At 36.7% G+C, this 26,531-nt stretch carries 23 protein-coding genes, 2 tRNA genes and 1 rRNA gene; 14 read left to right on the top strand and 12 right to left on the bottom strand.

Translation table 11 applies throughout. The features are described 5' to 3' along the window. Positions 1–259 precede the first annotated feature (259 nt). The 11 genes from MKY81_RS04655 to dnaA all read right to left on the bottom strand — a co-directional run bounded on the left by MKY81_RS04655 (position 260) and on the right by dnaA (position 12,773). Positions 260–335: transfer RNA gene (locus MKY81_RS04655), tRNA-Ala, on the bottom strand. A gap of 12 nt (positions 336–347) precedes the next feature. Further along, positions 348–424: transfer RNA gene (locus MKY81_RS04660), tRNA-Ile, on the bottom strand. Positions 425–580: 156 nt separating this feature from the next. Next, positions 581–2,134 (bottom strand): 16S ribosomal RNA (locus tag MKY81_RS04665). A 214-nt stretch (positions 2,135–2,348) separates the two neighbouring features. Then, on the bottom strand, positions 2,349–3,431 hold the full coding sequence (locus tag MKY81_RS04670; RefSeq protein ID WP_341116906.1) for an HD-GYP domain-containing protein: 1,083 nt from the start codon (positions 3,429–3,431) through the stop codon (positions 2,349–2,351). Between the two features lie 110 nt (positions 3,432–3,541). Further along, positions 3,542–6,040 carry a DNA gyrase subunit A gene (gene gyrA, locus MKY81_RS04675; RefSeq protein WP_108072515.1) on the bottom strand — a complete coding sequence of 833 codons (2,499 nt, stop codon included), beginning with the start codon at positions 6,038–6,040 and terminating at the stop codon, positions 3,542–3,544. A gap of 126 nt (positions 6,041–6,166) precedes the next feature. Further along, positions 6,167–8,089, bottom strand: coding sequence for a DNA topoisomerase (ATP-hydrolyzing) subunit B (gene gyrB, locus MKY81_RS04680; protein WP_066235820.1), 1,923 nt, complete (start codon positions 8,087–8,089; stop codon positions 6,167–6,169). A 153-nt stretch (positions 8,090–8,242) separates the two neighbouring features. Further along, positions 8,243–8,470 carry an extracellular matrix regulator RemB gene (gene remB, locus MKY81_RS04685; RefSeq protein ID WP_066235794.1) on the bottom strand — a complete coding sequence of 76 codons (228 nt, stop codon included), beginning with the start codon at positions 8,468–8,470 and terminating at the stop codon, positions 8,243–8,245. Positions 8,471–8,480: 10 nt separating this feature from the next. Further along, positions 8,481–9,599, bottom strand: a complete 1,119-nt coding sequence (recF, locus tag MKY81_RS04690) for a DNA replication/repair protein RecF (protein WP_066235795.1) — start codon at positions 9,597–9,599, stop codon at positions 8,481–8,483. Between the two features lie 31 nt (positions 9,600–9,630). Continuing rightward, positions 9,631–9,846 (bottom strand): S4 domain-containing protein YaaA, encoded by a 216-nt coding sequence (gene yaaA / locus MKY81_RS04695; protein WP_066235796.1) that lies wholly within the window; start codon positions 9,844–9,846, stop codon positions 9,631–9,633. Positions 9,847–10,025: 179 nt separating this feature from the next. After that, the gene (gene dnaN, locus MKY81_RS04700; protein WP_066235797.1) at positions 10,026–11,165 is read right to left on the bottom strand and encodes a DNA polymerase III subunit beta; all 1,140 of its coding nucleotides are present in this window, start codon (positions 11,163–11,165) and stop codon (positions 10,026–10,028) included. Positions 11,166–11,426: 261 nt separating this feature from the next. Then, a complete protein-coding gene (dnaA, locus tag MKY81_RS04705) occupies positions 11,427–12,773 on the bottom strand; it encodes a chromosomal replication initiator protein DnaA (RefSeq protein WP_066235798.1) in 1,347 nt (448 codons plus the stop codon). Between the two features lie 598 nt (positions 12,774–13,371). Between dnaA and rpmH the strand changes: the two genes are divergently transcribed. The 11 genes from rpmH (at position 13,372) to MKY81_RS04760 (ending at position 23,344) form a co-directional block, all read left to right on the top strand. Beyond that, on the top strand, positions 13,372–13,506 hold the full coding sequence (rpmH, locus tag MKY81_RS04710) for a 50S ribosomal protein L34 (RefSeq protein WP_066235799.1): 135 nt from the start codon (positions 13,372–13,374) through the stop codon (positions 13,504–13,506). A 71-nt stretch (positions 13,507–13,577) separates the two neighbouring features. After that, complete coding sequence (gene rnpA, locus MKY81_RS04715; RefSeq protein WP_066235800.1) at positions 13,578–13,919, top strand: ribonuclease P protein component; 342 nt, start codon at positions 13,578–13,580, stop codon at positions 13,917–13,919. A 104-nt stretch (positions 13,920–14,023) separates the two neighbouring features. Further along, positions 14,024–14,800: a YidC family membrane integrase SpoIIIJ gene (gene spoIIIJ, locus MKY81_RS04720; protein WP_066235801.1), complete on the top strand. Its 777-nt coding sequence runs from the start codon at positions 14,024–14,026 to the stop codon at positions 14,798–14,800. Next, entirely contained in the window at positions 14,797–15,417 is a 621-nt protein-coding gene (jag, locus tag MKY81_RS04725) for an RNA-binding cell elongation regulator Jag/EloR (RefSeq protein ID WP_066235802.1), read from the top strand. The genes spoIIIJ and jag overlap by 4 nt, the downstream gene beginning before the upstream one ends. A 248-nt stretch (positions 15,418–15,665) precedes the next feature. Continuing rightward, the gene (gene mnmE / locus MKY81_RS04730; protein ID WP_066235803.1) at positions 15,666–17,051 is read left to right on the top strand and encodes a tRNA uridine-5-carboxymethylaminomethyl(34) synthesis GTPase MnmE; all 1,386 of its coding nucleotides are present in this window, start codon (positions 15,666–15,668) and stop codon (positions 17,049–17,051) included. A 103-nt stretch (positions 17,052–17,154) separates the two neighbouring features. After that, complete coding sequence (mnmG, locus tag MKY81_RS04735) at positions 17,155–19,047, top strand: tRNA uridine-5-carboxymethylaminomethyl(34) synthesis enzyme MnmG (protein WP_066235804.1); 1,893 nt, start codon at positions 17,155–17,157, stop codon at positions 19,045–19,047. A gap of 22 nt (positions 19,048–19,069) precedes the next feature. Beyond that, entirely contained in the window at positions 19,070–19,786 is a 717-nt protein-coding gene (gene rsmG, locus MKY81_RS04740) for a 16S rRNA (guanine(527)-N(7))-methyltransferase RsmG (protein ID WP_066235805.1), read from the top strand. Between the two features lie 200 nt (positions 19,787–19,986). Further along, complete coding sequence (gene noc, locus MKY81_RS04745; protein WP_066235806.1) at positions 19,987–20,835, top strand: nucleoid occlusion protein; 849 nt, start codon at positions 19,987–19,989, stop codon at positions 20,833–20,835. Positions 20,836–20,973: 138 nt separating this feature from the next. Beyond that, positions 20,974–21,735: a ParA family protein gene (locus tag MKY81_RS04750; RefSeq protein WP_066235821.1), complete on the top strand. Its 762-nt coding sequence runs from the start codon at positions 20,974–20,976 to the stop codon at positions 21,733–21,735. Next, complete coding sequence (locus tag MKY81_RS04755; RefSeq protein WP_066235807.1) at positions 21,728–22,579, top strand: ParB/RepB/Spo0J family partition protein; 852 nt, start codon at positions 21,728–21,730, stop codon at positions 22,577–22,579. The genes MKY81_RS04750 and MKY81_RS04755 overlap by 8 nt, the downstream gene beginning before the upstream one ends. A 48-nt stretch (positions 22,580–22,627) precedes the next feature. After that, on the top strand, positions 22,628–23,344 hold the full coding sequence (locus tag MKY81_RS04760) for a DUF554 domain-containing protein (protein ID WP_066235808.1): 717 nt from the start codon (positions 22,628–22,630) through the stop codon (positions 23,342–23,344). A 49-nt stretch (positions 23,345–23,393) separates the two neighbouring features. Here MKY81_RS04760 and yyaC read toward each other — a convergent pair whose 3' ends face one another. Further along, complete coding sequence (yyaC, locus tag MKY81_RS04765; RefSeq protein ID WP_066235809.1) at positions 23,394–24,014, bottom strand: spore protease YyaC; 621 nt, start codon at positions 24,012–24,014, stop codon at positions 23,394–23,396. A 170-nt stretch (positions 24,015–24,184) separates the two neighbouring features. Here yyaC and MKY81_RS04770 point away from each other — a divergent pair, with 170 nt between their 5' ends. The 3 genes from MKY81_RS04770 (at position 24,185) to ychF (ending at position 26,500) form a co-directional block, all read left to right on the top strand. Next, complete coding sequence (locus MKY81_RS04770) at positions 24,185–25,063, top strand: mechanosensitive ion channel family protein (RefSeq protein WP_066235810.1); 879 nt, start codon at positions 24,185–24,187, stop codon at positions 25,061–25,063. A gap of 3 nt (positions 25,064–25,066) precedes the next feature. Continuing rightward, on the top strand, positions 25,067–25,264 hold the full coding sequence (locus MKY81_RS04775) for a DUF951 domain-containing protein (protein ID WP_066235822.1): 198 nt from the start codon (positions 25,067–25,069) through the stop codon (positions 25,262–25,264). Positions 25,265–25,399: 135 nt separating this feature from the next. After that, positions 25,400–26,500: a redox-regulated ATPase YchF gene (ychF, locus tag MKY81_RS04780; protein ID WP_107920279.1), complete on the top strand. Its 1,101-nt coding sequence runs from the start codon at positions 25,400–25,402 to the stop codon at positions 26,498–26,500. The last annotated feature ends 31 nt before the right edge of the window (positions 26,501–26,531 follow it).

Consider the following 26,531-nt stretch of genomic DNA (forward strand, 5'->3'; position numbering starts at 1 on the left):
TAAAACTACTTAAATGGATTCATCCATAAAGTGGCGATTCTCGGTTATTACTTGGTTATTTCTCATGATATCTAGTTTTCAAGGAACAAGGCTACTGATTTCAATCACATCATGATTAATCATCGTAGCATTTGCTTCGTGCTGCCTTGCTCCGAGGTGAACCTAATCTTCCTCGAATAAGCATTGCCGCAGGAGCAATTTTACCCAAAGTGCAATTTAGAAATTATCTAAAAATAATATCTTTATTGACTTTATCTTTTGGTGGAGCCTAGCGGGATCGAACCGCTGACCTCCTGCGTGCAAAGCAGGCGCTCTCCCAGCTGAGCTAAGGCCCCGAATATGTTATATGGTGGGCCTAAATGGACTCGAACCATCGACCTCACGCTTATCAGGCGTGCGCTCTAACCAGCTGAGCTATAGGCCCACATTTTCGGAAATAAAAAACATCGATATGGAAGAAGAACTCCTTGTCGTTGTTTTTATCTATTGCATATTTTTTTGAAGAATTCATCCTTCAAAACTGAACAAAACGGAAAACGTCTTTTTTGTAACCACGTTAGTGGTCTTCCATATTCCTTAGAAAGGAGGTGATCCAGCCGCACCTTCCGATACGGCTACCTTGTTACGACTTCACCCCAATCATCTGTCCCACCTTCGGCGGCTGGCTCCAAAAGGTTACCTCACCGACTTCGGGTGTTACAAACTCTCGTGGTGTGACGGGCGGTGTGTACAAGGCCCGGGAACGTATTCACCGCGGCATGCTGATCCGCGATTACTAGCGATTCCGGCTTCATGTAGGCGAGTTGCAGCCTACAATCCGAACTGAGAATGGTTTTATGGGATTGGCGTAACCTCGCGGTCTAGCAACCCTTTGTACCATCCATTGTAGCACGTGTGTAGCCCAGGTCATAAGGGGCATGATGATTTGACGTCATCCCCACCTTCCTCCGGTTTGTCACCGGCAGTCACCTTAGAGTGCCCAACTGAATGCTGGCAACTAAGGTCAAGGGTTGCGCTCGTTGCGGGACTTAACCCAACATCTCACGACACGAGCTGACGACAACCATGCACCACCTGTCACTCTTGTCCCCGAAGGGAAATCCCTATCTCTAGGGAGGGCAAGAGGATGTCAAGACCTGGTAAGGTTCTTCGCGTTGCTTCGAATTAAACCACATGCTCCACCGCTTGTGCGGGCCCCCGTCAATTCCTTTGAGTTTCAGCCTTGCGGCCGTACTCCCCAGGCGGAGTGCTTAATGCGTTAGCTGCAGCACTAAAGGGCGGAAACCCTCTAACACTTAGCACTCATCGTTTACGGCGTGGACTACCAGGGTATCTAATCCTGTTCGCTCCCCACGCTTTCGCGCCTCAGCGTCAGTTACAGACCAAAGAGCCGCCTTCGCCACTGGTGTTCCTCCACATCTCTACGCATTTCACCGCTACACGTGGAATTCCGCTCTTCTCTTCTGCACTCAAGTCTCCCAGTTTCCAATGACCCTCCACGGTTGAGCCGTGGGCTTTCACATCAGACTTAAGAAACCGCCTGCGCGCGCTTTACGCCCAATAATTCCGGACAACGCTTGCCACCTACGTATTACCGCGGCTGCTGGCACGTAGTTAGCCGTGGCTTTCTGGTTAGGTACCGTCAAGGTACCGCCCTATTCGAACGATACTTGTTCTTCCCTAACAACAGAGTTTTACGATCCGAAAACCTTCATCACTCACGCGGCGTTGCTCCGTCAGACTTTCGTCCATTGCGGAAGATTCCCTACTGCTGCCTCCCGTAGGAGTCTGGGCCGTGTCTCAGTCCCAGTGTGGCCGATCACCCTCTCAAGTCGGCTACGCATCGTCGCCTTGGTGAGCCGTTACCTCACCAACTAGCTAATGCGCCGCGGGTCCATCTGTAAGTGGTAGCTAGTGCCACCTTTCAATTCTCCTTCATGCGAAGGAAAAAGTTATCCGGTATTAGCCCCGGTTTCCCGGAGTTATCCCAGTCTTACAGGCAGGTTACCCACGTGTTACTCACCCGTCCGCCGCTAATCTGAAAAGGAGCAAGCTCCTATCAGATTCGCTCGACTTGCATGTATTAGGCACGCCGCCAGCGTTCGTCCTGAGCCAGGATCAAACTCTCCAAAAAGATGTTTGAAATAGCTCTAGTTAAAAAATAAATTAATTGACGTTTCGTTTTGTTCAGTTTTCAAAGATCAATTGTTATTTGCGACTTTTATATAATAGCATATTTCATCATGTAATGTCAATTACTATTTTAAAATACTTTTATATATTTATTAAAAAGCCAACGAAATTTATTATATCAAACGAATAAGGAAAATACAATAGTAATATCGAAACTAGTATACCTCTTCTATATATAAATTTCTTTCCTTTTCAAGGTCGATGATTTCTCCATCATTCAACCTTATAAGCGGTCTAATTGGTGCAGTTTGTTTAATAAAGATCACCTCTCCGAAAGAGCCGTTTGATATCTTAACCTTTGTTCCTATTGAAAAATTGGCAATCATCGATAATAGAGTGTTTATCACTTCTAAATCAAATTTACCAAATTCATCTATTTTCATTATCTCTAGGGCCTTTAAAGGTGCTATTTTCTTCTTATAAAGGCGATCAGATACTAGTGCATGAAATACATCAGCTACTGTAATAATTCTAGACATAGAGTAATATTGTTTCCCTTTTACCCCCATTGGATAACCGCTTCCATCAAGTCTCTCATGATGTTGAAAGATTGCTAATTTCGTTTCTGATTTGAGTAGTGGACTATTTTGCACCATTTTCAAACTATAATTTGGATGTTCTTGAATCTCAGCCTTTTCACTGTTAGTTAAAGTTGTTTGTTTAGAAATGATTCTTGGTGAAATCTTTGCCATACCTGCATTTGCTAAGCAGCCTGCTAGAGCCGTTTGATAATAGCGGCCTTTATTATCCCCCATTCTTTTAGCAATTAATCCACTAAGAATTCCAACTGAAATAGAATGATAGTAAATATAATCTTCCGGATTATTTACAAAAAGAGAGTTAAGAGCGATGTTTTCCTCCTCAGCTATTTCCAATAAAGGGTATAAATAGTCTCTCACATTTGCTATATCAATTATAGTTCCGGATTGCCATTTTTGAAAATCAGCTTTGTACTTTTTTACTGATTCAGAAAATAAAAAAGGAAAGATGGAGTGGACTTTTACTTGTTCCGCTTTAGTTACATTCACTTCAGAATGGTTTTTGTTAGCTCCCTTTTGTCTCTTTTGACCATTAGATATACTTTCTATTTCTACTTCTCTAATAAAAAATGCTTTTAAAACATCAATATGTTCTATTGATATAACCGTCCCTCTAGGGATAATTGGGGAACTAGTCATTCCCATTACATCCTCAGCTAATATAGATCCTACACGTAATCCGTCTATATTTATTTTCATATGACCACTCCATATAAGTAATAGTATCTATTTTATTTCTATTTATTTTCAATTTTATCAAAAAAGAGACATCGAATCGATGTCTCTTTTAAAAATTGCAAAAAAACCTATTATTCCTCTTCAGCTTCTTGATTATTGTCATTAACTACTTCTAATTCTTCTTGATCTGAAGGTTCCTCTTCTTCCTTTTCGACTTTTGCAACGGTTGCCACATGTTCGTCTTCACCAAGGCGAATTAATTTGACTCCTTGAGTATTACGTCCAAGTTGGGAAATATCACCGACTGCCATCCGTATAAGAACTCCTCCGGCGGTTATCAGCATAAGATCCTCTTCCCCAGTAACGGTTTTTACTGCAATTAAGTTTCCATTCTTTTCTGTAATATTACATGTTTTTAACCCTTTACCACCACGGCTTTGAATGCGATACTCTGAAGAATTAGTGCGTTTTCCGTAACCATTAATAGTGACAATTAAAACATCGTCATTATCTTCGAGAATTTCCATTCCAACGACTTCGTCATCACCCGTTAGCGTGATTCCTTTAACACCGGTAGCAGTTCTTCCCATGGATCGAACATCAACTTCCGGAAAGCGAATTAACATACCATTTTTAGTACCAATGATCATATCTTTATTTCCATCAGTTAATTTAACAGAGATCAGTTCATCTTCATCGCGAAGATGAATAGCAATTAATCCATTTGTTCGTATGTTTGCAAAATCAGTTAGTGGAGTTCGTTTAGATATTCCACGTTTCGTAGTAAAGAATAAGAACGAATCTTCCACAAATTCTTCGACACGAATCATCGTATTAATTTCTTCGTCCTTTTCAATTCCAAGGAGATTTATTATTGGAATCCCTTTAGCTGTTCGACTAAACTCAGGAATTTCATATCCTTTAGATCGGAAAACTTTTCCTTTATTAGTGAAAAATAGGATCGTATCATGGGTTGAAGTTGTTAATAAATGCTCAACAAAGTCGTCCTCATTTGTTCCCATTCCTTGGACCCCGCGTCCTCCACGTTTTTGACTTCTGTATGTGGAAATTGGCAGACGTTTAATGTATCCATTATGGGTTAAACTAATGACAATATTTTCTCGAGGAATTAAATCCTCATCTTCGATTTGTTCAATACCGCCTGAAACAATTTCAGTTTTCCTATTATCATTAAAGCGTTCTTTAATTTCTATTAATTCTTCACGAATAATTTCCAGTACCTTTTCTTCATCTGCTAAAACAGCTTTTAATTCAGCGATTAGTTTTAACAATTCTTGATACTCTTCTTCAATCTTCTCACGTTCTAATCCTGTTAAACGTTGGAGACGCATATCAAGAATAGCCTGAGCTTGCTTCTCAGATAATGAAAATTGTTCCATTAAACCATTTCTTGCAATTTCTGTTGTTTGAGAAGAACGAATCAAACTAATTATTTCATCAATGTGATCAAGAGCAATACGTAATCCCTCTAAAATATGTGCCCTAGCTTCAGCTTTTCTTAATTCGAATTCCGTTCTACGACGAATAATGACTTTTTGATGTTCCAAATAATGATATAAACATTGTTTTAAATTTAATACTTTCGGTTGACCATCAACAAGTGCTAACGTATTGATTCCGAATGTTGTTTGTAATGCTGTATGTTTATATAAATTATTTAAAAGAACATTCGCATTGGCATCTCTTCGTACTTCAATAACTACGCGCATACCAGTACGATCAGATTCGTCTCTTAAATCTGTTATTCCATCAATTTTTTTATCACGTACAAGTTCAGCAATTCTTTCCACAAGCTTTGCTTTATTCACTTGGTAAGGAATTTCTTTAATAATAATGGTCTCTTTGCCATTTGCCTTTTGTTCAATTTCTACTCGTGCCCTTAATGTAATTGATCCTTTCCCGGTTTCATAAGCACGTCTAATTCCGCTTCTTCCCACAATTAATCCTGCAGTAGGGAAATCCGGTCCTGGTATAAATTCCATCAATTCTTGGATGGTAATATCAGGATCCTTACTTAAAGCCAATACTCCATCAATTACTTCCCCAAGTTGATGTGGTGGAATATTAGTCGCCATACCAACAGCGATACCCGAAGTACCGTTGACTAATAAATTCGGAAATCTTGATGGCAACACAACGGGTTCTTTCTCAGAACCATCATAGTTATCTTGATAATCAATTGTGTCCTTATTAATATCGCGAAGTAATTCCATTGATATTTTAGACATACGAGCTTCTGTATAACGCATTGCAGCCGCAGAATCACCATCAATAGAACCGAAGTTACCATGTCCATCTACAAGCATATAGCGATAACTGAAATCTTGAGCCATACGAACCATCGTCTCATAAACGGCCGAATCACCATGTGGATGGTATTTACCGATTACTTCTCCAACGATACGTGCCGACTTCTTAAATGCTTTGTCCGATGTCATACCTAAATCGTTCATCGCATAAAGAATTCGGCGATGTACTGGTTTTAATCCATCACGCACATCTGGAAGTGCACGTGAAACAATTACACTCATCGCATAATCTAAGAAAGATGTACGCATTTCCTGACTTAAATTTATTTCTTTAATATTTGAACTTGGTGTTTCAGCCATACTGGAACCTCCCTTAAGAGAATGAAGCAATCAGTAATGACTGATTGCCCCTCTTGTAAAGATGAAAAGTTAACATTACTAACGCACAAAAGTGCTTAACCTATCTTGTTGCTTGTACTTTCCCGATTAAATATCTAAGTTCTTTACATAAATTGCATTTTCTTCGATAAAATTACGTCGTGGTTCAACCTTATCTCCCATAAGCATTTCAAATGTTTCATCCGCTTCTATTGCATCTTCTAAGCTTACTTGAAGTAAAGTTCTACGCTCTGGATCCATTGTTGTTTCCCATAATTGTTCAGGATTCATTTCACCAAGACCTTTATATCGTTGAATTCCGGGTTTCGGTTGCTGTGGCATTTGACTTAATGCTTGTTCTAATTCCTTGTCACTATATACATATTCAACGCGTTTGCCTTGAGCTATTTTATAAAGGGGCGGCTGTGCAATATAAATGTATCCCGCCTCTATTGTTTGTCGCATATAGCGATAGAAGAATGTTAATAATAATGTTCGAATATGTGCGCCATCGACATCGGCATCAGTCATGATGACTATTTTATGATAGCGAGCTTTTGAAATGTCAAAATCCTCACTAATCCCTGTACCTAATGCAGTAATAATGGTTCGAATTTCATTATTAGTTAAAATTTTATCTAACCGTGCTTTTTCAACATTGAGGATTTTCCCTCTTAAAGGTAAAATCGCTTGAAAATGTCTATCCCTACCTTGCTTCGCAGAGCCACCGGCAGAGTCTCCCTCAACGATAAATAATTCGCTGATTTTCGGATCACGAGATGAACAATCCGCTAATTTCCCGGGAAGGCTTGAAACTTCTAATGCACTTTTTCGACGAGTAAGTTCCCTTGCTTTCTTCGCTGCTAAACGTGCACGTGCTGCCATTAAACCTTTTTCAACAATTTTTTTAGCAACTGTTGGGTTTTCTAACATAAATTTATCAAAATGCTCGGAGAAAATAGCATCGGTAATTGTTCTAGCTTCTGAATTACCTAATTTTGTTTTTGTTTGCCCTTCGAACTGTGGATCAGGATGTTTAATTGAAACGATCGCAGTTAATCCTTCACGAACATCCTCACCCGATAAATTAGAATCACTTTCCTTAATTAGGCCATTTTTGCGAGCGTAGTCATTAATAACTCTTGTTAGGGCTGTCTTAAAGCCAAATTCATGTGTACCACCTTCATACGTATGAATATTATTGGCAAAAGAATAAATGCTACTTGTGAAGCCCTCATTATATTGAATTGAAACCTCAATAGAAATCCCATCCTTTTCGCCTTCTACATAGATTGGCTCTTCATGGATGACTTCTTTTGTACGGTTTAAATGTTCAACGTATGACTTTATTCCACCTTCATAGTGATATTCATTTTTTTTCGATTCGTCTCTTTTATCTTCAATCGTAAGCTTTAATCCCCGATTTAAAAATGCAAGTTCACGAACGCGTGTTGCAAGAATATCGTAATCAAAGACCGTAGTCTCTGTAAATATTTCCTTGTCCGGTACGAAGTGGCTAGTCGTTCCGGTATGGTCTGTTTCCCCAATGATCTTTAAATCAAAGCAAGGAACTCCACGTTCATATTTTTGATAATATATATTCCCATCACGATGGACATAAACCTCAAATTCACTTGATAAGGCATTAACTACGGAAGCACCTACTCCGTGCAAACCACCAGATACCTTATATCCTCCGCCACCAAATTTTCCTCCGGCATGAAGGACAGTATGGATGACTTCAACTGCGGGTCTTCCCATTTTTTCCTGTATCCCAACCGGAATACCGCGTCCATTATCGACAACCTTAATACTATTATCCTTTTCAATGACAATATTTATCTCGTCACAAAATCCGGCAAGTGCTTCATCAATACTATTATCTACAATTTCCCAAACAAGATGATGTAGCCCTTTGCTGCTTGTGGATCCAATATACATACCTGGACGCTTCCGAACAGCTTCCAGTCCTTCAAGAACCTGTATCTGATTTTCATCATAGCTTTGACCTTGAACTTGATCTTGTTCCATTGGCACTTGAATTCACCTACACTTTTTAAAAATAAATTAGTTAAACATGTATTTATAACGTATCAAAATAAATAAATATTCTTCATAGGGGTTACTGAAAAACAATTAAAATTCCTAGTTATTTTCTCTAGTCATAAAAAAACAAAAATAGTTTTAATTTAATCGCTTTAAAAGCGTACTAGAGGATAAAGGTGAAAGATAGTGCTGATGGTCAGTAATGACTAAGGATTTAAACTTTCCTTTTGACAAGTTAATCATGCCCTTTTTCTTTGATTGGAAAAATTCTTGCATAATAACAGACTGATTAACTGAACCTTTATCTATAATAGCAATAATTTCATCTGCTCGAACCATCACATCTTCGCCTACATGTAGGTACATGTTTTACACCTCATTTCACCGGAAACATAATCCCGGATTCTACAGAAAAGGTCGATGCCTCTTTCAGTGTTTGATGGTCGATTCCATCAATGCTTGTAGTTGTAACAAAAGTTTGGACTTTTCCTTGAATCGTATTCAACAGGTGGGATTGGCGGTAATCATCTAGTTCAGATAAAACATCATCAAGGAGTAAAATGGGGTATTCCCCTATTTCTGAATGGATTAATTCTATCTCAGCCAATTTTAATGAAAGAGCAGTTGTTCGTTGCTGTCCTTGTGAACCAAATGTTTGCACGTCACGATTATTCACAAAAAATACAAGCTCATCACGATGTGGACCTAATAATGTAACACCTCGTTCAATTTCCCTTTTTTTATTAATAGAAAATTTTTCCTCCATCTTCGTTAATAGGCTTGACGAATCCATGTCTTCTGATACATCAATGGACGGTTTATACTGAATTTTTAACGATTCTAAGCCCCGGGATATCCCCGTATGGATTGGTCTTGCCCATTCTTCTAGCAGTTGAATAAACTCAAATCTCTTTTTTATGATCTTAACGGCCATTTGTATAAATTGGTCGGTTAGTACATCAAGCATCGTTTCATCTTTTTGCTTTTGGAGTTGCAGCAGTTTTAAATAATGATTCCGTTGCTGTAAAATTTTTTGATATTGACTGATGTCATGTAAATATACGGGTGATACCTGTCCAATCTCCATATCAATAAAACGACGCCTAACTTGAGGGCTCCCTTTAACAAGATGGAGATCTTCAGGCGCGAACATGACAACATTCATATTTCCTACATACTGGCTTAATTTAGATTGCTCAATATGATTATATTTTGCTTTTTTCCCTTTTTTTGAAATAACTAGTTCTAGCGGTGTTGATCCACTATGTTTTTTTATCCTACCTTTTATTTTAGCATATTCCTCATCCCAACGGATTAAATCTTTATCATTTGATGTTCGATGGGACTTTGCCATAGCTAAAACGTAAATAGATTCCATAACATTAGTTTTTCCTTGTGCATTTTCACCTAAAATCACATTTACGTTATTTTCAAAGGAAATAGATAGTGATTCGTAGTTACGGTAATTTTTCAGTTCTAACTCTTCAATATACATTCAGTAACATCCTTTTTCTCCCAAAAATTATCTATCGGGATATAACAAAATTACCAACGCTCGGAATTTCTATTCGATCACCTACTGAAAGTTTTCGCCCTCTTCTTTGGTCTTGTTCACCATTAACAAATACATCATGTTCACTTAAAAACCATTTGGCCATGCCACCACTTTGAATAACATCAGCTAATTTTAAAAATTGGCCTAAAGTAATGAATTCCGTCTCAATTGATACGTTCTTTTCCATACATTCACTCTTTTCCGCTTCATAATTCTCTAATATATAATTTTACTAAATAATTTTAATTAATACAACGTCACTTCGTTTCAAAGTTATTAACATGTGGATGATTTTTTTATAAATATTTTTAGATGTTTATTGTGGATAAATGTGAAAAAAGTCCTGTCTAAGACAGGAACTTTTATTTAGTAAGTGCGGACTGGCAATATAAGTTGCAAGATCGATTCGTCATTAATTGGTCGAATGATAAATGGCCTCATTGCCCCAGTAAAACTAATACGAATTTCTAAACCTTCCAATGCTTTTAGGGCATCCATCATATATTTTGCACTGAATGAAATTTTTAAATCTTCGCCTTCAATTGACTGACTTTGAACTTGTTCAACAACTTTCCCAACTTCAGGAGTGTTAGATGAAATTTCAATGATTCCTGATGTTAGCGTAGAGAATTTAACAACATTGGGATTTCTACCCTCTCTTGCTAATAGAGAGGCACGATCAATGGCTTGTAAAAACTCTTTTGTATTAATAACAATGTCTGTTTTGCTTTCAGTAGGTATTAATCTTGAAGTATCAGGATAATTACCTTCTAAAAGTCTTGAGAAAAATAGTAAATGTTTTGCTCTAAACAAAATTTGATTTTCGGTAATAACAATTTCTACTGGTTCATTTGTGTCATCTAAAATTTTGTTTAATTCATTTAAGCTTTTTCCAGGAATGACAATGTTATATTTCGCCTCATTTACAAAATCGATGGCTGCTGAACGCATTGCTAAGCGGTGGCTATCCGTAGCAATACATGTTAATCGATCTGATTCAACTTTCCAATTTACCCCGGTTAGAATTGGGCGAGTTTCAGACGTAGATACAGCAAAAACGGTTTGGCGAATAAGGTTTTTAACAATATCTGTTGGAATTTTAAATACATTCTCTTCAGAAATTTGAGGTAGATGTGGATATTCTTCAGGATCTAATCCATTTAGATTGAATTCAGATTTACCTGAACGAATAACGGTTTGCAAATGATTGATTACTTCAATTTCAACGAAATCCATAGGTAACTTTTTAACAATTTCACTAAAAAACTTAGCTTGTAGAACGATGGCACCAGGAGCAAAAATCTCCACTAATTCATTTCCATCTTCTTCTTTTGGAATAAATGATTCAATGGATACATCTGAATCACTTCCTGTAAATGCTACGCCTTCATTTGTCGCTACAATTTTTATTCCAGTTAATATGGGAATCGTAGTTCTAGAACTAATTGCTTTCATTACATCTTGTACACTTTGGATAAGTCGATCACGTTGTATCGAAAATTTCATGATTTTCCCCCCGAGACTTGTTTAATTAATTATTGTACCATTCATCTTTGGAAAAATGGATTGCAAATACGTAACTGTCAACTTGTTTAATATTGTTCTAATTTATGGTGATTTATATATAATTAATCTTTTAAAAAATAGTAGTAATAATAGTAGGGCCTGTGAACATGTGGATAACTTAAAAATCGAAAGGAAACACAGCCTATCCACATGTGGACAGACTGTGCATATACAGTAAAAAGTTATTCACAATTTCCCAGGTTACCCTTTTAGTAGACTTTTAATCTCTTGAATGCTTTTTTCCAGTTGAGCATCCGTTAGAAGTAGTTTAGATATTTTTTCATGGGCATGAATAACAGTCGTATGATCTCGCCCGCCAAATTCCTCACCAATTTTCGGTAGAGAAAAGTCAGTTAATTCTCTTGATAAATACATAGCAATTTGCCTCGGAAAAGCAACAGATTTTGTTCTTTTCTTTGCTTTAAAATCCTCTAATTTAATATTGTATTCTTGTCCAACTGTTCTTTGAATATCTTGAATCGTAATCACTTTTGGCTTCGAGCTAGGAATAATATCTTTCAATGCTTCAGCAGCCAAATCTGCATTTATGTCCTTATTGATTAAGGATGAATAGGCTACGATTCGAATTAACGCTCCTTCTAGCTCTCGAATATTTGAATCAATTTGATTAGCAATATACAGCATAACCTCATTTGGGATATCAAGTCCATCTGCCTTTGCCTTTTTTCGCAAAATAGCAATCCGAGTTTCTAAATCCGGCGGGGTAATATCAGTAATTAAACCCCATTCAAAACGAGATCGTAGACGATCCTCTAATGTTGGAATTTCCTTTGGAGGACGGTCACTAGAAATGATAATCTGTTTACTCTCTTCATGTAAGGCGTTGAAAGTATGGAAAAATTCTTCTTGAGTTGATTCTTTTCCAGCAAGAAATTGAATATCATCTATTAATAGCACGTCAACATTCCTGTATTTATTACGGAAATCGACAGCTTTATTATCTCGAATGGAATTAATAAATTCGTTCGTAAATTTTTCGGAGGACAAATAAACGACCCTCGCAGTAGGATTATGCTCAATTACATAATGTCCAATGGCATGCATTAAATGCGTTTTTCCGAGGCCAACCCCCCCATAAATAAAAAGCGGATTATAGGCTTTAGCGGGAGCCTCTGCTACAGCAAGCGAAGCAGCATGTGCAAAGCGATTTCCAGAACCAATAACAAAAGTATCAAACGTGTATTTTGGATTCAGTACGTTTTGGAATAATTCTGTTGAATCCTCTATTTTAGGTTTATTTTGAGGCGGAACCTTTGATTGAAATTCTTCATCCTCTTGAGTTTGAGGGATGATAAATTTTACTGTGAGTTTTTCACCAGTTATGTCATAGAGGACATCTGAAATTAGCGTGACATATCGCCCTTCTAGCCAATCTCTAGCAAAATCATTAGGCACCGAAACGATAAACGTATCGCCTTGTAATAAATGTGCCTTGGTAGACTTTAACCATGTTTCAAAGCTAGGCTTACTGATCTTTTTTTCAATAATAGTTAGTGCTTTATTCCAAAGATCAGCTATATTTTCCAACACCATACCCTCCTTTGTAATATCAGTATTTTTGACGTGTATGTGAGAAACAACGTAACAATGTTTCGTCTTAGAGATGTTAAAATTAATAAATATACATAACTATGATTGTGGAAAAACTTATAATAAGGAAAGAAAGTAGATTTTCGACACCATCCACTGTTTGTGGACAAGTTTATACAAAGCATGTACATAAACTATCCACACGATATCCACAATTTGTGGATAAATAAGTTATGCACAAATATATATTCAGAGTGAAAACACAATAATCATAACAAATAATTATAGGCGTTGCAATGCATTTTAAAAATTATCCACACCATCCGTAGCCTGAGGAATAAATTTATTCACAGGTTATTAATTTGTGAAAAACCTGTCAATAATTGTTGTGGATAGTGAAAATGCTGTCGAAAATTATCCACAACATATATTATTAGATTTACCTATCCAATTTTTAAAAACTAGACGATATTTAAATAGCGATTATTGGAAAAAGTATTCTGCTATAAAGAGTTGACAATTATTATTGATGATCATTATAATTAGTAGGACTGTCTTCTACTGTTACAAAAGATCCTCGAGGGAGGTGTCATAAATGAAAAGAACATATCAACCAAACGCTCGTAAAAGAAGTAAAGTTCATGGATTCCGTGCACGTATGAGTTCAAAAAATGGACGTAAAGTCTTAGCTGCTCGTCGTCGTAAAGGAAGAAAAGTATTATCAGCGTAGACCACTGAAACGTCTCAGTGGTTTTTTTTCTTACCACCTTTTCGTAAACTTTCGTATTGCGAGTGATAGAAATGAAAAAATCGTATCGAATTAAAAAAAATGTTGATTTCCAAAAAGTTTTTAAACAAGGAAAATCGTATGCGAATCGCCAATTTGTTATATATGTTTTAAAAAAGGAAAATCAAAAAAATTTCCGTATAGGTTTGTCAGTCAGTAAAAAAATAGGAAATGCAGTTAAAAGAAATGAAATTAAACGTTATCTTCGTCAATGTTTCCACGAATTAGAAGAAAATATCAAAAAAGATAATGATTATGTGATCATCGCTAGAAAACCAGCGGCCGAAATGAATTTCCATGAAGTAAATAAAAGCTTGCAACATGTGTTAAAAGTAGCAAAAGTTCTAGTTGATTAATTTTTTTTTATTGTTTGTAAGGGTGTCCAATTGCTGTAATGTAATATGGATGCCTTAATCTACATAAAAAATTGATACTTAGAAAGCAGGGAGGAAACAGCGGTTTGAGAAAAAGAATATTTTTAATTATTGCAATAGTGGGACTTGCAGCCGTCCTTTCAGGATGTACGGAGTTCAATAAAGACATTACTCCAGAAAGTAAAGGGATTTGGAATGAATATATCGTCTTTCCACTATCCTGGATCATTAAAAAGGTTGCAGTATTTCTAGGAAATAGCTATGGGTTATCGATTATTTTTGTAACAATCATTATTCGCTTAATCATCCTTCCATTAATGATTAAGCAGACAAAAAGTTCAAAAGCAATGCAATTAATTCAACCTGAGATTAAAAAGCTAAGGGAAAAATATAGTTCCAAAGATGCGGTTACACAACAAAAATTACAGCAAGAACAAATGCAATTATTTCAAAAGTATGGGGTAAATCCATTAGCAGGATGTCTTCCGTTAATTATTCAAATGCCTATACTAATTGGATTCTACCATGCAATTAATCGAACACCAGAAATTAGAGAATCGATGTTCCTATGGTTCGATTTAGGATCACCAGATTATATATTGGCAGTTATTGCGGGAGTAACGACTTTCCTTCAACAAAAAGTAATGATGGCAGGAACAGAAAACCAAAATCCACAAATGTCAATTATGCTTTGGGTAATGCCAATTATGATCATTGTAATAGGAATCAGTTTACCAGCAGCACTGCCGCTATATTGGGTAGTCGGTAACATCTTCATGATTATTCAAACGTATTTTATTAAAACTCCAGAAATCCAAAATGGTCCATCAACTGGGGGAAAAGCGGGAGGAGCTAAAAAGTGAAGGAAGTTACTGCTACAGGACAAAGTGTCGAAGAAGCAGTTGAGGTAGCCCTTGGAAAATTAAATGTAACGAAAGAACGAATTGAATATCAAATAATTGATGAAGGAAAAAAAGGATTGTTTGGAATATTTGGTTCACGTCCTGCAATCGTTCATGTTCAATTAAAGCCCGATCCGATTGAAGAAGCTAAAATATATTTGCTGGAAATAGTGAAACAAATGGGGATCGATGCAAAAATTGAAGTTAAGATCGAAGGAAATACAGCTGAATTTAAACTATCCGGTGAAAAAATGGCCTTGTTAATTGGAAAAAGAGGACAAACACTTAATTCTTTACAATTATTAACGCAATTGATAGCTAATCGATATAAAAATCAATTTTTAACTATCGTTTTGGATGCAGAAGATTATCGAAAGCGAAGGGAAAATTCTCTTATTCAATTAGCAGAAAGATTGGCCGAAAAAGCTATTTATACGAATAAAGCTGTAACTCTTGAAGCGATGCCTTCCTTTGAAAGGAAAATTATTCATAGCGCTTTAGCCCGTAACAAGAAAATCCAAACACATTCTGAAGGGGAAGAACCGAATCGTTATTTAGTTATCAAACCTACTAATTAATAAACCAAGCGAATTTCGCTTGGTTTATTTTTATCTAAAGAGAGTAGTTGCTTCAAATATTGTTATTCACATGTGGATAAGTTAAAATATATATCATTGACTTTGTGTACTGTGGATAATTTTTTCGAATACAAAATACTTTATTATTTTTAATTAGATTAGAATTTGTTATTCTAATATTTTGGGATTAATTCGTAAATAAAGCTTGATATATAGACTAAACAAATATGGAATTGAGGTGAGGAAGGATGGAATTTGATACAATTACGGCTATATCGACGCCGATGGGCGAGGGGGCCATTGCTATCGTTCGGTTAAGTGGCGATCAAGCTATTGAAATAACTGACAAAATTTTCGTAGGGGTAAATGGGAAGAAACTAAGGAATGTCCAATCACATACGATAAATTATGGGAAAATCATCGATCCGAGTACGAAGGAACTAGTAGAAGAAGTTATGGTAAGTGTGATGAAGGCTCCAAAAACATTTACGCGGGAACATGTTGTAGAAATAAACTGTCATGGTGGACTAGTATCGGTAAATCGTGTTTTACAATTGGTGTTGAGGCATGGGGCGAGATTAGCCGAACCTGGCGAGTTCACGAAAAGAGCGTTTCTAAATGGACGAATTGATTTGTCTCAAGCAGAGGCTGTCATGGATCTAATTCGTGCGAAAACGGATCGAGCAATGAAGGTAGCTTTAGGTCAGATGGAAGGAAGACTTTCTAAACTAGTGAAAAAGTTCCGTCAAGAAATATTAGAAGTTGTCGCGCATGTCGAGGTAAATATTGATTATCCCGAGTATGATGATGTGGAGGAAATGACACATCGGATGCTGAAGGAGAAAGCAGAATATATAAGAGATGAATTGAAGAAACTTTTACAAACGGCCCACCAAGGGAAAATATTAAGAGAAGGCTTATCTACGGCCATTATTGGCAGACCGAATGTTGGAAAGTCTTCTTTATTAAATAGTTTAGTACAAGAGAATAAAGCGATTGTAACGGATATTCCTGGGACAACACGGGATGTCATTGAAGAGTACGTCAATGTACGAGGGGTTCCTCTACGCTTAGTTGATACCGCCGGAATTCGTGAGACGGAAGATATTGTTGAACGGATTGGTGTGGAACGATCACGAAAAGTGTTAAAAGAGGCAGATTTAATTCTTCTCGTATTGAATTATGCGGATGATTTAACGACTGAAGATATGAAACTTTTCGAAGCCGTTAAAGGTATGGACGTTATTGTTATAATAAATAAAACTGACCTACAAAAAAGAATAAATATGGACAAAGTAAAGCAATTAGCTGATAAACATACGATTATTTCTACTTCCCTATTGGAAGAAAAAGGTGTAGACGAGCTTGAGGAAGCTATTTCTTCTATGTATTTTCAAGGCTCTATTGAAGCATCCGATATAACCTATATTTCAAACAGTCGCCATATCGCATTAATTGGGCAGGCATTAGATTCAATCGAGGAAGTAATTTCCGGAATTGAAATGGGTACACCAATAGATATTATCCAAATTGACTTAACAAGAACATGGGAATTACTAGGGGAAATTATCGGAGATACCGTCCAAGAAAGTTTGATTAATCAACTGTTCTCGCAATTTTGCTTAGGGAAGTAAGAGAAGCGGAGGCGCCTTGGTCATCGGCGTAAGGGGAAGACGTAGAAATACGCTAGCCGTTAGGCGCTGGAGCTGGACAAATAAAAGTAAGGAGGGATTTACTATGCAAAAGTATGATGCTGGGGAATTTGACGTCGTTGTTGTCGGGGCTGGACATGCAGGCTGTGAAGCAGGTTTAGCTGCTGCAAGAATGGGCGCAAAAACCTTAATGGTGACCATTAACTTAGATATGGTTGCATTTATGCCCTGTAATCCATCAGTAGGGGGTCCCGCAAAAGGAGTCGTCGTTCGGGAAATTGATGCACTCGGCGGAGAAATGGGTAAAAATATTGATAAAACATATATTCAAATGAGAATGTTAAATACCGGTAAAGGGCCTGCAGTTCAAGCTTTACGAGCTCAAGCTGATAAATTCCAATATCAAAATGAAATGAAAAAAACACTTGAAAATGAACCTAATTTAACACTGCTTCAAGGTATGGTTGAAGAACTTATCGTCGAAGACGGAGTTTGTAACGGTGTAGTTACAAAAACAGGTGCGGTTTATCGTGCGAAAACGGTAGTAATTACGACGGGAACCTTTTTACGAGGAGAAATCATTATCGGTGATTTAAAATATTCAAGTGGACCTAATAATCAACAGCCATCTATTAAGCTTTCCGAGCATTTAGAGAAATTAGGTTTTGAATTAGTTCGATTTAAGACAGGTACACCACCAAGAATTAACAGCCATACAATCGATTATAGTAAAACTGAAATTCAACCGGGTGATGAAAAACCAAGAGCGTTTAGCTACGAAACAACAAAATATATAACGGATCAACTTCCATGCTGGTTAACGTACACAAATGAACAGACACATCATATTATTGATGAAAATTTACACCGATCACCAATGTTTTCCGGAATGGTGAAAGGAACAGGTGCGCGGTATTGTCCATCTATTGAGGATAAAATTGTTCGATTCGCAGATAAACCGCGTCATCAAATTTTCTTAGAACCTGAAGGAAGAAACACACAGGAAGTTTATGTACAAGGACTATCAACAAGCTTACCTGAAGAAGTTCAACTAAAAATGCTGGCAACCGTTCCGGGATTAGAGAAAGCACAAATGATGCGTGCGGGCTATGCCATTGAATATGATGCCATCGTCCCTACACAATTATGGCCTACATTAGAGACAAAACGAGTGAAAAACCTTTATACCGCGGGACAAATAAATGGTACATCCGGATATGAAGAAGCTGCTGGTCAAGGGCTCATGGCCGGTATAAATGCAGCTAGAAATGCATTAGGACAAGAAGAAGTTATTTTAAGCAGATCAGATGCTTATATTGGTGTTTTATTGGATGATTTAGTCACGAAGGGAACAAACGAACCTTATCGTTTACTAACTTCCCGTGCGGAATATCGTCTATTGCTTAGACATGATAATGCAGATCTACGTTTAACAGATTTAGGATATCAAATTGGTTTAATTAAAGAAGAAAGATATGCAAAATTTGTCGCTAAAAAGGAAAAAATTGAAGCAGAAAAGCAAAGATTGCGTTCCATTATTATAAAACCAAATGAAAAAACACAGGAATTAATCCGACAAGCAGGAGGAAGTGAACTAAAAGACGGAATACGTGCTTCAGATTTATTAAAACGTACTGAAATGTCTTACAGTCATATCCATGAATTAATTCCAGCTGAACAAGATTTACCAGAAGAAGTGACCGAACAAGTCGAAATACAAATTAAGTATGAAGGCTATATTGAGAAGTCATTACAGCAAGTAGAGCGGTTAAAGAAACTAGAAGATAAAAAGATTCCTGAAAACATTGATTATGATGCAATTAATGGAATAGCGACGGAAGCTAGACAGAAATTAAGTAAAGTTCGGCCATTATCAATTGCGCAGGCATCTAGAATATCTGGTGTAAATCCAGCTGATATTTCCATTTTACTTGTTTATATTGAACAAGGGCGGATTGCAAAGGTTGCGAAAGAATAACCAGTAAGGATGGAATAAATTTATGAATATTGAGCAATTTACAACTCTCTTAGAGGAAAAGGGAATCTCTCTTTCCTCTAAGCAATTACAACAATTTAATCGGTATTTTGAGTTGCTTGTGGAATGGAATGAAAAGATGAATTTAACAGCAATAACTGAAAAAGGTGATGTGTATTTAAAGCACTTTTTTGATTCTATTACCGCTTCCTTTTATGTTGATTTAAACAAGCCTTATCATATTTGTGATGTAGGAGCGGGTGCGGGCTTTCCTAGTATTCCTTTGAAAATTTGTTTCCCAGAGTTAAAGGTATCAATTGTTGATTCGCTCCAAAAACGAATAACCTTTTTAGAGCACCTTGCAAAAGAGTTGGAATTAAAGGAAACTTTCTTTTATCATGATCGTGCTGAAACTTTTGGAAAAAGGACGGAGCATAGGGAAAAGTACGATATTGTAACAGCTAGGGCTGTGGCTAGAATGTCAGTTCTTAGTGAATTATGTATTCCATTGGTAAAACAAGGTGGGTTATTTATTGCAATGAAGGCGGCAAATGCGAAGGAAGAGTTAACTAGTGCTAATAAGGCAATCCGTTTACTTGGCGCAGATGTGGAGAATACTTACTCTTTCACTTTGCCGTATGAAGAAAGCGAAAGAAATATTATTGTGATTAAAAAAAGCAAACAGACTCCTAAGAAATATCCGAGAAAACCGGGAACGCCAAATAAAATGCCATTAGAATGAGGAAATAATAATAAGTTTTTTGCCATAATAATCAAATCTTCTTGTTTATTTGCGAATTTTCTACGGGAAATTTAAATTACTTAACAAGTTTTTGTTTAATCATGTAAGAAAAACTCGAAAATTAACCAACGAAAATGCAGGAACTTGTCTTATAATAAAGAATAGGTAGATAGGGAGTCTCTTAAAGGTGGTGTCGGTCGATGAAGCATCCTTTCTCTCGTTTTTTTGGTGTGGGCGAAAAGGTGGAAGAGTCGGAAACAGAAATAGTAAATGAAAATGAAGAAGTTAGGAAGATTCCTATTTCTAGCATAGTCCCCAATCGTTTTCAACCAAGAACAGTATTTGATGAGAATAAAATTGAAGAATTAGCACGCACCATACATACACATGGTATTATTCAGCCAATAGTTGTTCGTGAGTATAGTTCCGGTCAATTTGAAATCATTGCTGGTGAGCGGAGATATAGGGCTATGCAATTGCTTGGATGGGATACTGTCCCTGCAATAATAAAAAACTTAAATGATACGGAGACAGCTTCAGTTGCTTTAATAGAGAATCTTCAACGTGAAGAACTTTCACCAATTGAAGAAGCGATTGCTTATGGGAAACTTTTGGAATTACATAACTTAACTCAAGAGGCGTTAGCACAACGTTTAGGAAAAGGGCAATCAACAGTTGCAAATAAATTACGCTTATTAAAACTTCCGCAAGAAGTTCAAGATGCATTATTGCAAAAATTGATTTCTGAACGCCATGCTCGTGCATTAATTCCATTGAAAGATCCGGAAAAGCAAATAAATCTATTGACAAATATTATTGAAAAAAACTTAAATGTAAAGCAAACAGAAGATTATGTAGAACGATTATTAAATAAAAAAGAACGGAAACAAAAGCCGCGTCGTCAGGCATTTAGTAAAGATATGAGAATTGCCGTTAATACCATTCGGCAATCGTTGACAATGGTTGAGGATAATGGAATCAAACTAAACTCAGAAGAAGAAGAGTTTGATGAATACTATCAAATTACGATTAAAATCCCGAAAAAATAATAAATAACTAGATTCGGAGAAGCTTGTTCTTGTAAGTTTCTCTTTTTTTTTATAAAAACTAAACCTTCTAATTGAAATTTTGTTAAAATAGATAATATGATTGCCAATTTAATAGGAAGTTGAAAGTAGGTGACACGCTTGGGCAAAATTATTTCAATTGCCAACCAAAAAGGTGGGGTCGGTAAAACGACTACATCAGTAAACTTGGGTGCCTGCTTAGCACATATTGGGAAAAAGGTGCTGTTAGTTGATATTGACCCACAAGGGAACGCAACTAGTGGAGCAGGTATTGATAAAGGTGATGTCCAGCAGTGTATTTATGATGTTCTAGTTGATGATATTGATATAAAAGAAGTAATCAAAGCTACGGGAGTAGAAAGATTAGATTCAGTTCCTGCAACAATCCAATTAGCAGGTGCAGAAATTGAGCTAGTCCCAACTATATCTAGAGAAGTGCGGCTAAAACGCGCATTAGCGGCAGTGAAGGATGATTACGATTATATTCTGATTGACTGTCCACCATCTTTAGGATTATTAACTCTTAATGCACTAACCGCTTCGGATGCTGTATTAATTCCTGTTCAATGTGAGTACTACGCACTTGAAGGATTAAGTCAGTTACTAAGTACTGTCCGGTTAGTTCAGAAACATCTAAATCAAGAGTTAAAAATAGAAGGAGTACTTCTTACAATGTTGGATGCTCGGACGAATCTAGGTATCCAAGTTATTGAAGAAGTGAAAAAGTATTTCCAAGATAGAGTCTATCGGACGATTATTCCTCGTAATGTTCGATTAAGCGAAGCACCAAGCCATGGAGAACCGATTATTATTTATGATTCTAAATCCAGAGGGGCTGAGGTCTATTTAGATTTAGCAAAGGAAGTGGCTATGAATGGCTAAAGGACTTGGAAAGGGCATTAATGCATTATTTGCTAATGTTGATGTAAATAAAGAGGATTCTGTTCAAGAGATTAAGCTAAAGGAAATCAGACCGAATCCTTATCAACCACGGAAAATATTTCAACCTGAAGCGATTGAGGAATTAAAAGATTCAATTCTACAACATGGAATTCTACAACCAATTATCGTTCGAAAAAGCATTAAAGGGTATGAAATAGTTGTAGGAGAAAGACGTTTTCGTGCAGCTAAAGAAGCAAAACTTCAGACAGTACCTGTCGTTATTCGTGATTTAACTGAGCAACAAATGATGGAGCTAGCTGTTCTTGAAAATTTACAACGGGAAGATTTATCTCCGATTGAGGAAGCAAATGCGTATCAGATGTTAATGGATAAATTAAACTTAACACAAGAGGAGTTATCAAAGCGACTTGGTAAAAGCCGCCCCCATATAGCGAATCATTTAAGATTACTGGCATTACCGGAAAAGATCCAAGCTTTTATCACGGATGGGAAAATTTCTATGGGACATGGGCGTGCCCTTTTAGGTCTTAAGAAAAAGGATAAATTTTTACCAGTTGCCGAAAAGGTAATAAATGATGGATTAAATGTTCGCCAACTGGAAAAATTGGTTCAGCAATTAAATGATAATGTTTCACGTGAAACAAAGAAACCAAAAGAGGAAAAAAATGTATTTATCCGTGAAACTGAAAGTGCATTGCGAGAAAGATTTGGCACGACAGTATCCATCAAAAAATCAAAGAAAAAAGGTAGAATAGAGATTGAGTTTTTCTCGGATGAAGATTTAGAACGGATATTAGAGCTATTAGATAAAAATAATGACTGATAGGCCATCTATGTAGATGGTTTATTTTTTCATATGGCAGGTGGATCTATGGTACTTTTAGGAACTATTGTAAATGGAATTTGCATCGTTATCGGATCTCTACTTGGTAAACTTTTACATAAAATTCCTGAAAGAGTAAAAGGAACAGTTATGTATGCCATTGGACTTGCAGTTATTGTTTTAGGACTGCAAATGGGGTTAAAAAGCGAGCATTTTTTAATAGTTATTTTGAGTTTAGTATTTGGCGCTGTCATTGGTGAAATGACGATGATAGAGGAGAAATTAAATAAACTTGGGAACTGGCTGGAAAAAAGGGTTGGTTCAAATGAACAAGGGAATATCTCTGAAGGTTTTGTTACAGCAACACTAATATTCGTCATTGGAGCAATGGCAATTATCGGTGCATTGGATAGCGGGATACGTGGGGATCATAATGTATTATATACAAAGGCAATTATTGATGGGTTTACAGCCTTAATTTTAACCACAACATTAGGGATTGGTGTCATTTTTTCAGCCATTCCGGTGTTTCTTTATCAAGGGCTTATCGCTATTTTTGCAACGCAAATTGATCGGGTTATTCCAGATGCGCTAATGAATTCCTTTATTGTCGAAATGACGTCGACTGGTGGGATTATGATCGTTGCGATAGGTTTAAATATCGCGGGGATAACGAAGATTCGGGTGGCAAATTTGCTTCCGGGAATTTTGGTAGTTGCTATTATTGTTACAGTTATTTATTTTTATAAAAATCTCTTTATTTAAATTTTGTAGTATTTGAGTTGGCAGGGAAAGGTTAACTTTCCCTGTTTAGTTAGATTGTCCGTTCATGATTATTATCCCAATCTAGTTCATGGATATGAGGTTGTTGGTAGGCACGACTTGCACGGTAGATGCCTCCTGCAATTGTCTTTGCCATTTTGACGACTAAATTTAATCGTGTATTTTGCAGAACAAAGAATTCCATGAAGCCGCTAACATTAACGATCCCGGTAATATGCATATCTCCGACACTCGGTAATTCTTTTTTGACTCCAGCTCCGGGTTTTACAGGTCCATCCATAATTTGAATCATGCCGACACTTTTCAATTTTCCAAGACATGCATCGATAGCAATAATGAATGGATTTTCATGCATTTCATGGATGGCTTTTAACTTTTCTTCTAAATTGACGGCATGGATTGGATCATCTAATGTCCCATAAACTGAAAATATAGATGGCCCTTTTTCTTGAAGAAATGTTCCGGTGAGTGGTCCTAATGAATCACCAGTGGAACGGTCTGTTCCAATGCAGACAATGATAACAGGCTGATCGTCTTTTATCGGAAGCATTGATAAAATTTGCGTTGAGATGATTTCTTTTGCAAGCGGTTCATCATGAGGGATTTTTCTTTCATCCACTTTTTGTTCAAAAAACCTTTTCCCTAGTTTCATTTCGTCCACTCCTCGTTAATAGTATTAACAGTATACGGAGGAAATTATTTTTCTATACATAAAGGAAGAGGTTTTGGGGAAAATAAAAAATTATTATGATTATTAGTTTATCTGCATGTCTTTTTATGCTATTTTTTTAGAATCGAATCTTTTTTAGGTTGGTGTTTGAATTGAATTCATTGGAAAAATCCACTGAAAAAGTTGCAGGAGAGTTGTTTGATCGAGAACTGTGGATACATTTAGGAGAATTGATTCTAAAAATATTTATTATTCTCGTAGTTGCATCTATTGTGATTAGAATAGGAAGAGCAACGATACGAAACGTGTTTAAAGTAAGGGCTAAATCGCCAATACGAGTATCGGAGCGAAGGGAGAACACACTTTTAAAGCTTTTGGAAAATGTTTTAACCTATTTGATTTATTTTATTGCCTTAATAACAATTCTATCTTCATTAAATATTGATGTAAAAGGATTGTTAGCGGGAGCAGGAATCGTTGGTTTAGCAGTTGGATTTGGTGCTCAAAGTCTGGTGCGAGACATTATCTCCGGTTTTTTCATTATTTTTGAAGATCAGTTTTCGGTTGGGGATTATGTTGGTGTTGGTAAGTTTATGGGAACCGTTGATGAAATTGGATTACGAACGACAAAGATCAAAAGCTGGACAGGGGAAGTTCATATTCTTCCAAACGGAAATATAACCGAAGTTACAAATTACTCGATCAATAACAGTATTTCTGTTGTTGATATTAATATTCCTTATGAACAAAACATTGAAAGAGCGGAAGAAATTATCGAAGAGTTACTGGAAGGACTTCAAGATAAGTATGAAGAAATCATTAATAAACCGGAATTGCTCGGTGTTCAAAAATTAGGAACTTCTGATATACAATTAAGGATAATAGCCGAAACGGTCCCAATGATGCACTGGTATATAGCTAGAGCGATTAGAAAGGAAGTCAAACAGACTCTCGATCAGCATGGGATTCATGCTCCGTTTCCGAAGCTTGTCATGTATTCACGAAATAATGAAGAAGTAAGGGGAGAGTAAATGATGGAACCAAAGGAATTTGGACTTAATGATGTTGTCGAAATGAAAAAGCAGCATCCGTGCGGAACAAACCGATGGAAAATCATTCGAATGGGAATGGATATCCGTATTAAATGTGAAGGATGCGGACATAGTGTGATGATCCCTAGAAGGGAATTTTCTAGAAAAATGAAGAAAGTATTAGTAAAGCATGAAGAATAGATTCATGCTTTTTTCTATGGGACATTCTATGATGCTTGCGCTTTTTTAGGATAATCCATATAATTGTGAAAGGTATGCAGAAACGATAAATTCAATCTAATAATATAGATATTCTTTCAAGAGGAGTGACCCATAATGGCACTAACAGCAGGGATCGTAGGATTGCCAAATGTCGGTAAGTCTACTTTATTTAATGCAATTACGAAAGCTGGAGCAGAATCTGCCAACTATCCATTCTGTACAATTGACCCAAACGTAGGGATCGTAGAAGTTCCAGATGAACGTTTAAATAAATTAACAGAACTCGTTCAACCAAAGAAAACTGTTCCAACAGCATTTGAATTTACTGATATCGCGGGAATTGTAAAAGGTGCAAGTAAAGGAGAAGGACTAGGAAATAAATTTCTTTCTCATATTCGTCAAGTAGACGCTATTTGTCATGTTGTTCGCTGCTTTGAGGACGGAAATATTACACACGTATCCGGAAAAGTCGATCCGATTGATGATATTGAAACAATTAACTTAGAACTGGTTTTAGCTGATTTAGAGACAGTAGACAAACGAATTGTTCGTGTTGAAAAATTGGCAAAGCAAAAGGATAAAGAAGCTGTGGCAGAGTTTGAAGTGCTAACTAAATTAAAAGAGGCACTTGAATCGGACAAACCTGCTCGTTCAGTTGAATTTACGGATGAGCAATTAAAACTTGTAAAAGGCCTTCATTTGTTAACGAGCAAACCAATTCTTTATGTTGCTAATGTCGGAGAAGATGAGGTTGCGGATCCTTCTAGTAATAAAAATCTTCAAAAGGTACGTGACTATGCAGCTAATGAAGGTGCAGAAGTAATAGTCATTTGTGCAAAAATTGAAGAGGAGATTGCTGAATTAGACGATGATGAAAAGGAAATGTTCCTTTCAGAGCTAGGAATTGAAGAATCAGGGTTGGACCAATTAATTAAAGCTGCTTATAGCTTACTTGGATTGGCGACTTATTTTACAGCCGGAGTCCAAGAAGTTCGTGCCTGGACATTTAAAAAAGGAATGAAGGCACCACAATGTGCGGGTATTATTCATACTGATTTTGAAAAAGGTTTCATTCGTGCGGAAACAGTTTCATTTGACGATCTAATTGCTGGCGGCTCAATGACTGCAGCAAAAGAGGCTGGAAAGGTTCGTCTAGAAGGAAAAGAATACCTTGTACAAGATGGAGATGTTATGCATTTTAGATTTAATGTGTAAGAATAAAAAAGTAAGGTGGTGCTTTTTGCAC

It is taken from the genome of Heyndrickxia sp. FSL W8-0423 (assembly GCF_038009395.1).
GTDB classification, from domain to species: domain Bacteria; phylum Bacillota; class Bacilli; order Bacillales; family Bacillaceae_C; genus Heyndrickxia; species Heyndrickxia sporothermodurans.